Raw genomic sequence first — 12,863 nt, forward strand, 5'->3', positions numbered from 1 at the left:
ACTTCCTATGAAAATTTTAGTAACGGGCGCAAAGGGAATGGTTGGAACAGCATTGGTAAATCACTTGAAGACGATTCAAAGTGGAAAAAACAGAACGCGACCCAATATCCATATCCAGTCCATTTTTGAATATGATATAGACTCGACGATTGAGGAATTAGAGCAATATTGCCAAGAGGCGGACTTTGTTTTTAATCTTGCGGGTGTGAATCGTCCAGAGAATATCGAAGAATTTATGCAGGGCAATTTTGGCTTTACCAGCCAGCTATTGGAACAGCTCAAAAAGTACAATAGTAAGGCCCCTATCATGTTATCTTCTTCTATCCAGGCAACCTTAATTGGGCGCTATGCTGAGGGAGAATATGGGAAAAGCAAGCTGGCAGGAGAGGAATTATTCTTTCAACATGGCCAGGAACAGGGAGTAAAAGTAGCAGTTTACCGTTTCCCAAATTTGATGGGGCATTCCAGACCCAATTATAATTCGGCTGTATCAACATTTTGTTGGGCGATTGCTAATGATCAACCTTATTCTGTTTCAGATCCCAAGGCGGAAGTCGAACTGCTCTACATTGATGATTTAGTAGATGGTATGTTGGATTTGTTGGAGGGCAAGGAAGTTTATTGTAACTATGAGGGGCTAACTCCAGTTGAGGATACTAATGGCAAATATGCTTGGATTCCAACCACTCATCGTGTTACCTTGGGAGAAATTATTGCTCTCTTGCAATCCTTCAAGCAACAACCATTGACTTTAATGATGCCTAAGATACCAGCCGATTCCTTTGCGAAAAAACTATTTTCACTCTATCTGACTTACTTGCCGACAGAAAAGTTCAAGTATGGTCTAAAAATGAATGTGGATGATAGAGGTTCTTTCACGGAGTTGTTACACACAGCTGATTGTGGTCAGGTTAGTATCAATATTAGCAAGCCAGGTATTACCAAGGGGCAACATTGGCACAGTAGCAAGTGGGAGCAATTTATAGTAGTTAGTGGCAGAGGTCTGATTCAGCAGAGAAATATTGTCACAGGTGAATTTGTGGAATTTGAAGTATCTGGAGACACTATTGAATCCATTTACATGATTCCTGGTTGGACTCATAATATTATTAATCTATCAGATACAGAAAATTTAGTTACAGTCATGACCTGTAATGAGATTTTTGATCCAAATCGACCAGATACCTTTTTTGAAGAAGTTTAATAAAGTGACAGTTTTCTTGAATATATAGTAAAATTCTCCTAATTATGGAACATAACTACGATTAATAATTTCTATGTGGTGTTTGGAATAGTTCTTTTCCAACTCTTTATCAAGAATGATATGTTTTGGTAGTCTGGAATGTTTTCAGAATAAGTATTGAAGAATCAGCTAGAATATGAGGGTTAATTGTATTTTTTGAAGTTTTACTATAATCACAATTGTTATTTTTAATGGATTCATTTTATATCTTAGATAGGCAAGGGTTGTGGAGATGTTTTAAGAGTAGCACTGATAAATGGTTGCATATTTTGTAACCGCCCAATAACGGAGTATATTGAAAAACGTTCCAAAGCATAAAACTCTGGAACGTTTTTAATGGTAACTGCCTAATAACAAGGCATCTATCCAATCACTCCCTCCTCCAGTATACTGTTATAAAAAACAAAACTGGAGGATTTTTTATGTCACACCCCATCGTCCCATTGACTGTTCCCCAATCTCGCCACTTTGAGAAGAAAGGCAGAAATGATATTCTGATAAAAATTCGTCTCAGAAAAGTGGAAGTCACATTCTTTCACTCTATCAACTAAGAAATATTAGAAACAATCTTGGAGAAGGTACTGTTCTATGACAATCCGTCTCAGTGATTTAGGTCAAGTCTACTTGGTTTGCGGTTACTTATGTACGAAGTAGTGGTGTGATTTGGTTAAGAGGATTATGCTCACTTAGAATTTCTACCTGCTTGCTTTGAGAGACATGAGTGTAGATTTGTGTCACATTGATGTTACTGTGACCCAGTAAATGTTGTATTTGTCGAATATCAACACCATTATCAAGTAACATAGTTGCAAAACTATGTCGAAACATATGTGGAGTGATATGTTTTTTCAGTTGTAGCGAGTGAGAAATATTTTTCAGAATTAAGCGCACACTTTGTTCTTTAAGATGATCATCGTTTCTCACACCGGTAAATAGATAGCTAGAATGACTGCAATGATGCGTTATATAGTCCTCAAGTAATGAAAATGTTTCATCGTTTCCAATATAGAGTAATCGCTCTTTCTTTCCTTTTCCGAGTATATGAATGGTTCTATTTTCCAAATTGATATTATCAAGCTTTAAACTACATAATTCAGAGATGCGTAGCCCAGTTGATAAAAGTAGCGAGATAAGGAGTAGATTTCGCATAGCTTTCCGCTTAGAATGCTTATTTTTAGAATTTTCTATTTGTTGGTGGGCGAAACAATATATTTTTTGTAAATCTTTCAAGGAAATCGTTTTAGGAAGCTTTTTCTCTTCCTTGTAGTGGAGTCGAAGCTGATGGAAGGGATTTTTTGAAATTAGTTTTTCTTCTTCCAGAAATTTATAGTATGATTTAAGACTAGCAATCTTACGTTTTAGCGTGCTAGTCTTTTTTATATGTTGGTTGAGAAAAGTAAGATAGGACCTAATATCATTGGTCCCAAAGTTATAATACTGATGTAAATCAGATTTGTATGCTCGGATAGTATGAGAACTAAGTCGTCTTTGAATAGCACAAAAGTCAAGATATCTCTGGATAGTGTCGTAATTCATAATATAATCTCCTTAATATGTCGTAATAAAGCTATTATATACGATAATTTATCAATTTACTAATGATAATAAATTGTTATCGGTAGGAGAAAGTTATGAGTACATTACATAAATTTGAACAATTATATAATGAAGCAGTATTTAAATACCAGCATCAACTTCCTCTGTGTGCTGCTGAGAATGTTGTATCACCTTTTTCTAAAATTATGCTTTCTTCATCACTACAAGAAAAATATCTTTTAGGAGCAAGTTCGAACTATTACGAAAATAATTTTTTAGGAAGCGAGAAACTTTTTGAATTTAATATCTTATTAAATCAACTATGCCTTGAATTATATGGTGCAAAATATGCTGATGCACGTACATTATCTGGGATTAACGCTGTTACCTCATTATTGATGTCATTGTTTGAAATAGGGGATACTGTGTACATTTCAAGTGATGAATATGGAGGACACACCTCAATAAAGAAAATATGTCGGCGATTAGGGATAAAGACAAAATATATTCCTTATGACTACAATAAGTTGGATATTGATTATGATCAATTAAACAAAGCGCTGACAAAAGAAAATGTAAAAGGAATTTTGATTTGTCTCTCTGACATACTCTTTCAACCTCAATTAGAAAAGATTGATTTACCTAAAGACTGTATACTATTGTATGACGCAACTCAAACCTTAGGTTTGATTGCAGGAAAAGAAAATAAAAATCCTTTTGATTATTTCAATAGTAGCGACAACAATTTTATTATGTTTGGTGCTGCACATAAAACTCTTCCTGGAGCAACATGTGGTCTTATCCTGACAAATAATCCCAATTTACTCCAAAAGTATGAAAACATCAATCCAGACTATTTAAGAAATACTCACTTCCATCATATCCTTAGTTTAATCACAACTTTAATTGAGTTTGAAAGATTTGGTCAAGCTTATTCTCAAAATATTCAATACATGGTTAAAAGACTTTCTAAAAAGTTACTACAGAATGGATTTAGCCTCATTAGTGGTGAACGATATTCTGAAACTCATCAAATATGGCTCTCTTTTCCTAATAAAATTGAATTAAATACTTTTTTTGAGGCATGTTGTCACTATGGAATTTCTGTGACAAAACGGGAAAAGAAAGTTTATAATGACTTTGGAATTAGGATTGGATTACAGGAAATCGCGCGTTATAATTGGGAAATAGATATTATTGATACCATAACCAATATACTTACTGCAATCAAAAATAACATGCCTAGCGAAGAAATCACTAAGCATGTTGATAGCTTTTTAAATACAAAGCGAACTTTAAACTATACTTTTTCAGAAGCGCAGGTTAATCAATTCAAGCAAAATTTACATGACTGTTAGAGGTATAAAACAAGAATGTTGTTCCGATAGACTTTTGGCAATATTAGCTGTATCAAAATACTCTAACTGATTAGCGTATTTAGAAAGTTTTGCAAGCATGTCATAATCATGTGTAAGATAAGAATAAACTAGTTGGAATTGCACTTTATTCAGCATAGACTCTGTTTGAGTTGCTCGAAGAATAAAATTCAAATCTTTCTGTTTAACTTTTGAATGCTGTTTCTTTAATAATATCTTTCCAATTGTGGCACTGTGATATAAATTGGTATCTCCAACATTTTTTGAAAATGCAATAGCTTTTTCATAGAAATCATAACTCGTTTTGTAGTTCTGTTTGGAAGGATGTAAATAGAAACTTTCACGGTATAGTTCCCCAGCTTCAAAATAATAATCATATAAAATTCTTAATTTACTATTCTCCAGGCTCTTAATATTTTTTATTAAGAGTCTTTCTGCTTTTTCTAAATCATTGCAATATTTACGATAAAAAATAATATAATGTCTCTGAGCGAATAATAATATCTCACTACTAGGATGTAAACTATCTATCTTATTTTTCATCTCTTCAAACTTTCTTTTTAAGTGATTTTTTCCTTGAAACATATCAATTGAAAAAGCTGAATATAACGAACGAATTTTATAATAAATATCTTGACTATTATCAGAAAGTTTACGAAATTCCTTAGAGGTTTGACTTAAATCATTACCGATATGTCTTTTACAGTGTAAGATTAAATAGTTACAGCGTTCTTGTTGTATTGAGGAGAGTGTACTAGTTGCCATTAGTACTTCTAAATTATCAATAGCCTCTTGAAATGAATTGGTTAAGTGTAATAGATCACAATAATTTATCTTATAAGGAATCGCTTCTGTCTGGATATTTCTATAAACTAGTCCACTATCAAAAATATTGCTTCTAGTTATTTTAGTAATCATATCATTTGCATAGTTGTAATCTCCTATTTTTAATAAAGAAGAAATAAAGCAATCAAAAAAACAATCAATAATTTTATCAAAATCAAAAAAAGGTTGAATATCGTTTCGTAAAATTATCTCTCCCAAATATAGCAAATATTGGTATTCTCCATCGTTGTACAACTGTTTTAATATTTGAATAAAGTCGGAATAATCATTTTTTATTTCGACAGGCACTCGTAGTGACAATTCTAAAAAGTTTTCAAGCCTGTGTATTTTATAGTATTCTAGTAATTTTACGAATACATTTTCATTCTTTAAGTGCAATAGGTACTGCTCAGCAATGAGTGAGTTTAATTCAATATTCTTTGTAGTTTGTTCAAATTGAATCAACCCTTTTGATGACAAGGATATTATTAGACCAATATCAAAAGAGGAGAAAAGTCTTTCTGTAAGATCATAATATAGAACTCTATTCAAAGCAATTGACTGCAAGACATCTTTCTCTGCGGCAGAACAATTTGCTAATTGAAATGATATGACATCCATGAGTTCATAGTTAATCGATTGACTATTCGTTTTAAAAAGATGATCTACATATACAGGGATACCTTGAGTTAAGGTAAAGACTCTTGAAAGATTATCTTCATCTATATCCAATCTGCGTAACTCTGCTAGCTCGGCAACTTGTTCGGCATCAAAATTCTTTATTTCTATTTGAGAAGATTGCTTAGGATTAATATAGTTTAATCCCATTATAATCTTATATCGATTGTGAATGTTATCTAGAAAAAAATTAATTATATCGGCATATTGTGCTGGTGCAATATTATCTAGGATAATCAAGCATTTTTTACGACCAAGGAGACTTTTCAGCCAATTATAAAAATCAAATGGATTGGTTATTTTTATCTCTGTTATTCTTTCCAGTTCTTCAAATAAATTTTTCTTTTCTAAATCAATATACAATGAAAATTGAAGAAATTTTTCATTTTTATCGATTATACTATCATGTAGTTTTTTTAGTATAATTGTCTTGCCACGCCCTAGAGCACCATATACAATTGTCATTTTTTGTTCTTTAACAAGTTCTTGAATAATTTCTTGGATTTCCAATTCTCGCTTTAAATAATATCTATCCTGTATGTATTGCTTTTTCTTGAAAATTTCCTGGCGTTTTTTATATTTTTGTAAACATTTTTGTGGAATCTTGAATAGGAATAACATGACCGATAATATAATTGATAAAATTATTGGTATGAAAATTTGATAAAAATTGGAATATTGGGCTAAAAAATCTTCTATTTTTTGCAACAATTCATTTCTCCTACCGATAACAATTTATTATCATTAGTATACCATAATCTACATTTGTTTTATAGATTTTATTAAAATTTTTATAGTAAATATTTTTAATTTTTTGTTTTCCAAAATGTAATAGAGATTGATTTTTTACAAGTAATTGTCATAAAAATCAGAAAATATTTTATAAATATGATAAAATAGTAGTGATACTAGTTTGAGGTAAGGATATGAAATTAAGAAGAAGCGTAGAAAAACTACAGGGAACGATTCGTGTCCCAGGAGATAAATCAATTAGTCATCGCTCTATTATTTTTGGTTCCCTTGCAAAAGGTGTTACCCGTGTCCACGATATTTTACGTGGGGAAGATGTCTTGTCAACCATGCAGATCTTTCGTGATTTGGGTGTAAAAATTGAAGACAATGGTGATATTGTTGAAGTACACGGTGTTGGCTTTGATGGTCTTCAAGCACCCAAAAATGATTTGGATATGGGAAATTCTGGAACCTCGATTCGTTTGATTTCAGGCGTTTTAGCAGGTCAAGATTTTGAAGCGACTATGTTTGGTGATGATTCCTTATCCAAACGTCCTATGGACCGAGTAACTATTCCACTCAGTCAAATGGGAGTAGAGATTTCTGGACAAACTGAACGTGACCTACCTCCGTTGACCATCAAAGGGAATAAGAATTTAAAACCAATTCGCTACCAACTCCCTGTAGCCTCTGCCCAAGTAAAATCAGCTTTGATTTTTGCTGCCTTGCAGGCTGAGGGAGAGTCGGTCATCGTAGAAAAAGAGTTGACTCGAAACCATACAGAAGATATGATTGTCCAGTTTGGTGGACAGTTGGAAGTCAATGGCAAGGAAATCCGCATCCAAGGTGGTCAGGAGTTTATTGCCCAAGAGATTACCGTTCCAGGAGATATTTCAAGTGCTGCCTTTTGGTTGGTTGCTGGCTTAATCGTACCAGGTTCAAAAATTATCCTTGAAAATGTGGGAATCAATGAAACTCGGACTGGTATCTTAGATGTCATTAAAGCTATGGGCGGTAAAATGACTCTTTCTAACATAGATGAACTTGCAAAATCTGCTACCATTACAGTTGAAACGTCGGAATTGAAGGCTACGGAGATTGCAGGCGAATTGATTCCTCGTTTGATTGATGAGTTGCCAATTATTACCTTACTAGCGACTCAAGCACATGGAACAACGATTATTCGTGATGCTGAGGAGTTGAAAGTTAAAGAAACGGATCGTATTCAGGTTGTTGCAGATGCTCTAAATAGTATGGGAGCAACTATTGAACCAACAGAAGATGGTATGATTATTCACGGACCAACTGCTTTACATGGTGCTGAAATCAATACATTTGGTGACCACCGTATCGGTATGATGACTGCCATTGCCGCCTTGTTGGCCAAAGATGGAGAAGTTGTATTGGAAAGAGCAGAAGCTATCAATACTAGCTATCCTGCCTTCTTTGAACACTTAAATAGTTTGATGGATTAGGAGAACGTATGCCAATCGTTTTACTTGGATTTATGGGAGTTGGAAAAACAACAACAGCACATTTGTTAAATCTCCCCGTTTACGATATGGACCATATCATTGAAGAACGGATTGGTATGCCTATTGCTGACTATTTCAATCTTGAAGGAGAGGCTTCGTTTAGACAACTGGAGACAGAGGTGTTGAAAGAATTGCTGGACTTACCTAGTAATTGTATCGTGTCAACTGGTGGTGGTGTGATTAAATCTGAAGTAAACAGGGAATTGCTGTTGGCAAATAGGGAGGACAATGTACTTCTTACTGCCTCCTTTGAAGTTTCCTATCAGAGAATTCGTAAGGATAGACAATCGCAAAGACCTCTCTTTTTACAGTGTAGTAAGGAAGAGTTTGAAGCCCTCTATCGTGAACGAATGGCACTTTATCAAGGTTTAGCCGATACTGTAATTGATACAGATAAACTGAATCCAGAACAAGTAGCAAGGAAAATTTTATGCAAGTAGCCTATCTAGGACCTCGTGGTTCTTTTACACATCAAGTGGCCCAGCAGGCCTTTCCGACTGCGGATTTGCAGGCTTTTGAAACGATTACAGAGGTTATCAAGGCCTACGAAACGGGGGAAGTTACCTATTCCGTTATTCCAGTAGAGAACTCGATTGAAGGTAGTGTTCATGAAACGATTGACTATCTCTTTCATCAGGCGGAGATTCATGCGGTTGCAGAGATTGTTCAACCGATTGCCCAACAACTGTTAGCCACGAGTGCCGATAAGGCTGTAGAGGTTATCTATTCTCATCCGCAGGCAATTGCTCAGGGGAAGAAATATATTCAGGAACATTTTCGTCAGGCTCGTATTGAAATAACAGCTAGTACAGCCTATGCTGCTCGCTTTGTGGCAGAACACCCTGAACAACCATTCGCGGCAATTGCTCCGCAAGCGGCAGCAGTTGAATATGGACTGGAAGTAATTGCGCAAGACATCCAGGAAATCAGTGAGAATTTTACACGCTTTTGGATTTTGGGGGATAAGGCTCCGTCTATTGCCCTGGAACAAGTAGCTAAAAAAGTCAGTCTTGCACTGACGTTGCCAGATAACCTGCCAGGAGCCTTGTATAAGGCCATGTCTGTTTTCTCATGGAGAGGAATCAGCTTAACAAAAATAGAAAGCCGACCCCTGAAAACGGCTTTGGGTGAGTATTTTTTCATACTGGATCTTGACAATCAGTCTGAGGAATTATTAGCCTATTCTCAAAAAGAATTGACTAGTTTAGACATAACCTATAAAGTACTAGGGAATTACCTGGTCTATATGACCAGCTAGGATGAAGACAGATGAATAAAAACAATAATATCCTAACCCATCATGAACAATTGAGGTTAGATTATTTGCAAAAAAATATCCACTACTTAAATGACAAAGAAAGTCGTGAGTTGGATTATCTATTATATAAAAAAGAGCTGAGAGAACGGCATGGAAGTCCAAGGCAATCTCTACGTAGCTTCACACCAACGGCTTACGAAGATGACTTCGAGGAAGATTATTTTGAAGAGGATGATGAGCAAGAGGAACTGTTGCCTCGCTATCCTGAACGTAAATCCAGAAAAACAAGACAAGCCAAACCTCAACGGTTTCAGTCTCCTCGTATCGAGCCCAAAGCGAAAGTACCTAAACCTAAAAAAGCTCGTAAAAAGGGTGGTTTCAAGCGCTTTATTGGTTTCGTATTGCTTGCTATAGCGCTAGTGATTGTAGCGATGGGCTATAGTTTTTTCAAAGGTATGAATAGCGTGAGTGAGAAGCCAGTAGCTGAGGTCTTCAACGGCGTAGATACATCGAATGGGACAAATATTTTAATTTTGGGAACAGACGGTCGTGTTGGCGAAAGTTCAGGTGAAACTCGAACGGATACCATCATGGTTCTAAATGTGAATAACACGGATAACAAAATCAAACTTGTTAGCTTTATGCGGGATACCTTGGTGGATATTGAGGGATATGAATATAAACTCAATACTGCCTATACTTTGGGAGAACAGGATAATCAGCAAGGGGCTGAAGAAGTTCGGAAGGCGTTGAAGAATAATTTTGACATCGATGTCAAGTACTATGCGATGGTGGATTTTGCAACCTTTGCGACGACGATTGATACACTTTTCCCTGAGGGCGTAACGATTGATGCACAGTTTTCAACTATTAATGGTGAAGTCGTTAGCTCAGTAGAAGTGCCGAATGATTTACAGCTGGAAGAAAATGCTCCTGCTTATCAAACGATTCAGGTCGGTGTACAGCAGATGGATGGTAAGACCTTGCTTAACTACGCGCGCTATCGTTCGGATGATGAAGGTGATTTTGGTCGTACGAGACGTCAACAGGAAGTGTTATCTGCTGTTATGACACAGGCTAAAAATCCAATGAAACTATTCTCTGGCTCCGAAGCTATAGGTAAGGTTGTGGCGATGACTCCAACAACAGTGCCACAAAGCTTTATGTGGCTACAGGGACCAGGCCTTCTATTGGATGCGGCAAATGGTATCGAACGTGTTACAATCCCAGAAAATGGAGACTGGATTGACGACTATGATATGTATGGTGGTATGGCTCTTCGTGTTGATTTTGAAAAATACCAGCAGCGCTTGGCTGAGTTAGGCTTGCGTTAAGAAATATGGTATACTAGAAGTGACTTCGGTCACTTTTTTAGTGGTCCCAAAATAGAAAGTAGAATTATGTTAAAGAAAAACGATATTGTCGAAGTAGAAGTAGTAGATTTGACACATGAGGGTCAGGGTGTGGCAAAAATTGATGGTTTTGTCTTCTTTGTAGACAATGCTCTTCCAGGCGAGAAAATTTCCATGCGCATCTTAAAACTTAAGAAAAATATTGGATTTGGTAAGGTGGAGCAATGGCAGAGCTTCTCACCAGACCGTAATCAGGACTTGGATTTGACCTATCTAAGAACAGGTATTGCTGACTTGGGGCATCTCACTTATCCAGCCCAACTAGCTTTTAAGAAAAAACAAGTTGAGAATAATCTACGTAAGATTGCAGGTCTGCCAGAAATAGCAGTAGCAGATACTTTGGGAATGGACAATCCTCTTGCTTATCGCAATAAGGCAGCTGTTCCTGTTCGTCGTGTGAATGGGCAGTTAGAAACAGGATTCTTCCGAAAAAATTCACATGATTTAGTTCCGATTGAGGATTTTTACATTCAACATAAGGAAATTGATGCCTTGGTTCTAGCGATACGTGACCTGTTGAGAAAATTAGACTTGAAGCCTTACGATGAGAAAGAACAGACAGGACTTGTGAGAAATATTGTTGTTCGCCGTGGTCATTATTCAGGTCAGTTGATGCTAGTTTTAGTTACGACTCGTCCGAAGATTTTCCGTGTTGAAACCCTTGTTGAGCGTTTGACAAGCCAATTTCCAAATCTTGTTTCTATCGTTCAGAATATTAATGACCAGAATACCAATGCTATATTCGGTCAAGAATTCCGTCTTTTGCATGGCAGTGAAACTATTACAGATACCATGTTGGGCAATGAATTTGAAATTTCTGCACCGTCTTTCTACCAAGTCAACACAGAAATGGCTGAAAAACTCTATCAGACCGCCATTGACTTTGCAGAATTGTCGGCAGATGATGTCGTGATTGATGCCTATTCAGGTATTGGGACAATTGGTCTCTCCTTTGCAAAACAAGTTAAGCATGTTTACGGTGTAGAAGTCGTTGAAAAGGCCGTCCTTGATAGTCAGAAGAATGCTGCTCGAAATGGGATTGACAATGTTACCTATGTCTGTGATAGTGCAGAATCCGCTATGCAAAAATGGGTGGCAGATGGAGTCAAGCCAACTGTGATTTTTGTCGACCCACCACGAAAAGGTTTGACAGAAAGTTTTATCAAAGCGAGTACTTCTGTAAAACCAGAGAAAATCGTTTATATCTCTTGTAATGTGGCAACCATGGCGCGTGATGTAAAGCTCTATGAAGAGTTAGGGTATCGATTAACCAAAGTCCAGCCGACGGATTTATTTCCGAATACGCATCACGTCGAGTGTGTCGCACTGCTCGTAAAAGCCTAGAAACCTTGGAACGAAAGGGATAATGAAAAGCCTTTGTTGCAAGGCTTTTTGCTTTATGGTGGGTAAGTATCAGAGTGAGAAAATTTTTGGAATGAGTAGAAGTGATAGCTAGAAATTATCAGTTTCTATTTCCATTTACCCTGTGGGTACGTGTTTGTTTCCATTGACAAGGAGTTTGTGGGAATAGAAATGTACCCACCTTGTTTGAATCAAGTGAAGTGTAGTTGAAGGAAATCTGTTGAAAGCAATACTTCATTTTACCGAATAAGTAATAATTTAGGCAACTTCAAATCGATTAAAAAAAACTATTTTAAAGGTTAAGAGTAGACAAAAATTGTCCACTCTTTTTTGTAAACTCAATTTATCAATAAATGAAATGAGGGAATGTAAAATGAAATATTTTGAGGTTGAGTTAGAAAATCCTGATGAATTTTTAAAACTACAAACAGAAGATTTTGTGAAAGCTAATCGCTTGCTACTAAGGAAGATAATCCAGAGCGTTACAGTCTATGAAGAACACTTCGTCATATCCTTTAAATCTGGCATCGAATTGGAAGTATGAGACTCATTCCATAACTTTTATATTGAACATATCATCTTGTTGTGTTATACTATAAATTGAAGTTAAATTAGATGCTAAAAATTTGTAATTAAGAAGGAGGGATTCGTCATGTTGGTATTCAAAATGCGTAATGTAGATAAAACATCTACTGTTTTGAAACAGACTAAAAACAGTGATTACGCAGATAAATAAATACGTTAGATTAATTCCTACCAGTGACTAATCTTATGACTTTTTAAACAGATAACTAAAATTACAAACAAATCATTTAACTTCTGTATTTGTTTATAGATGTAATCACTTCAGGAGAGATTACATGAACAAAAATATAAAATATTCTCAAAACTTTTTAACGAGTGAAA

At 35.7% G+C, this 12,863-nt stretch carries 11 protein-coding genes; 9 read left to right on the top strand and 2 right to left on the bottom strand.

From position 1 onward, the window contains the following. Positions 1-7 precede the first annotated feature (7 nt). Positions 8-1,204: an NAD-dependent epimerase/dehydratase family protein gene (locus ODU34_RS07520; RefSeq protein ID WP_024399709.1), complete on the top strand. Its 1,197-nt coding sequence runs from the start codon at positions 8-10 to the stop codon at positions 1,202-1,204. Positions 1,205-1,882: 678 nt separating this feature from the next. On the opposite strand, the gene ODU34_RS07525 is transcribed toward ODU34_RS07520, so the two are convergent. Continuing rightward, on the bottom strand, positions 1,883-2,779 hold the full coding sequence (locus ODU34_RS07525; RefSeq protein ID WP_105178692.1) for a tyrosine-type recombinase/integrase: 897 nt from the start codon (positions 2,777-2,779) through the stop codon (positions 1,883-1,885). A 95-nt stretch (positions 2,780-2,874) separates the two neighbouring features. Here ODU34_RS07525 and ODU34_RS07530 point away from each other — a divergent pair, with 95 nt between their 5' ends. Next, the gene (locus ODU34_RS07530) at positions 2,875-4,137 is read left to right on the top strand and encodes a PLP-dependent transferase (protein ID WP_105178732.1); all 1,263 of its coding nucleotides are present in this window, start codon (positions 2,875-2,877) and stop codon (positions 4,135-4,137) included. Here the strand turns inward: ODU34_RS07530 and ODU34_RS07535 are convergent. Then, positions 4,123-6,369, bottom strand: a complete 2,247-nt coding sequence (locus tag ODU34_RS07535; RefSeq protein ID WP_238145899.1) for a hypothetical protein — start codon at positions 6,367-6,369, stop codon at positions 4,123-4,125. The genes ODU34_RS07530 and ODU34_RS07535 overlap by 15 nt on opposite strands. A 215-nt stretch (positions 6,370-6,584) precedes the next feature. Here ODU34_RS07535 and aroA point away from each other — a divergent pair, with 215 nt between their 5' ends. The 7 genes from aroA (at position 6,585) to ODU34_RS07570 (ending at position 12,693) form a co-directional block, all read left to right on the top strand. After that, on the top strand, positions 6,585-7,865 hold the full coding sequence (aroA, locus tag ODU34_RS07540) for a 3-phosphoshikimate 1-carboxyvinyltransferase (protein WP_105178733.1): 1,281 nt from the start codon (positions 6,585-6,587) through the stop codon (positions 7,863-7,865). A gap of 8 nt (positions 7,866-7,873) precedes the next feature. Then, complete coding sequence (locus ODU34_RS07545) at positions 7,874-8,365, top strand: shikimate kinase (RefSeq protein ID WP_024399702.1); 492 nt, start codon at positions 7,874-7,876, stop codon at positions 8,363-8,365. Continuing rightward, on the top strand, positions 8,356-9,183 hold the full coding sequence (gene pheA / locus ODU34_RS07550; RefSeq protein WP_105105934.1) for a prephenate dehydratase: 828 nt from the start codon (positions 8,356-8,358) through the stop codon (positions 9,181-9,183). Before ODU34_RS07545 ends, pheA begins: the two co-directional genes overlap by 10 nt. Before the next feature lie 11 nt (positions 9,184-9,194). Further along, on the top strand, positions 9,195-10,517 hold the full coding sequence (locus ODU34_RS07555; protein ID WP_053867319.1) for an LCP family protein: 1,323 nt from the start codon (positions 9,195-9,197) through the stop codon (positions 10,515-10,517). A gap of 66 nt (positions 10,518-10,583) precedes the next feature. After that, positions 10,584-11,939: a 23S rRNA (uracil(1939)-C(5))-methyltransferase RlmD gene (gene rlmD / locus ODU34_RS07560; RefSeq protein ID WP_398578435.1), complete on the top strand. Its 1,356-nt coding sequence runs from the start codon at positions 10,584-10,586 to the stop codon at positions 11,937-11,939. A gap of 391 nt (positions 11,940-12,330) precedes the next feature. Further along, positions 12,331-12,501, top strand: coding sequence for a hypothetical protein (locus ODU34_RS07565; RefSeq protein ID WP_002941306.1), 171 nt, complete (start codon positions 12,331-12,333; stop codon positions 12,499-12,501). 108 nt (positions 12,502-12,609) lie between these two features. Continuing rightward, positions 12,610-12,693, top strand: coding sequence for a 23S rRNA methyltransferase attenuation leader peptide (locus tag ODU34_RS07570; protein ID WP_013641314.1), 84 nt, complete (start codon positions 12,610-12,612; stop codon positions 12,691-12,693). The last annotated feature ends 170 nt before the right edge of the window (positions 12,694-12,863 follow it).

This window comes from Streptococcus sp. 2018WUSS126, from assembly GCF_044427425.1.
GTDB lineage: Bacteria > Bacillota > Bacilli > Lactobacillales > Streptococcaceae > Streptococcus > Streptococcus hashimotonensis.

What these genes read in the sequence shown, in the direction of transcription:
- ODU34_RS07520 (WP_024399709.1), top strand. Translation starts at nt 8, where the DNA reads ATGAAAATTTTAGTAACGGGCGCAAAGGGAATGGTTGGAACAGCATTG.
- ODU34_RS07525 (WP_105178692.1), bottom strand. Translation starts at nt 2,779, where the DNA reads ATGAATTACGACACTATCCAGAGATATCTTGACTTTTGTGCTATTCAA.
- ODU34_RS07530 (WP_105178732.1), top strand. Translation starts at nt 2,875, where the DNA reads ATGAGTACATTACATAAATTTGAACAATTATATAATGAAGCAGTATTT.
- aroA (WP_105178733.1), top strand. Translation starts at nt 6,585, where the DNA reads ATGAAATTAAGAAGAAGCGTAGAAAAACTACAGGGAACGATTCGTGTC.
- ODU34_RS07545 (WP_024399702.1), top strand. Translation starts at nt 7,874, where the DNA reads ATGCCAATCGTTTTACTTGGATTTATGGGAGTTGGAAAAACAACAACA.
- pheA (WP_105105934.1), top strand. Translation starts at nt 8,356, where the DNA reads ATGCAAGTAGCCTATCTAGGACCTCGTGGTTCTTTTACACATCAAGTG.
- ODU34_RS07555 (WP_053867319.1), top strand. Translation starts at nt 9,195, where the DNA reads ATGAATAAAAACAATAATATCCTAACCCATCATGAACAATTGAGGTTA.
- rlmD (WP_398578435.1), top strand. Translation starts at nt 10,584, where the DNA reads ATGTTAAAGAAAAACGATATTGTCGAAGTAGAAGTAGTAGATTTGACA.
- ODU34_RS07565 (WP_002941306.1), top strand. Translation starts at nt 12,331, where the DNA reads ATGAAATATTTTGAGGTTGAGTTAGAAAATCCTGATGAATTTTTAAAA.
- ODU34_RS07570 (WP_013641314.1), top strand. Translation starts at nt 12,610, where the DNA reads ATGTTGGTATTCAAAATGCGTAATGTAGATAAAACATCTACTGTTTTG.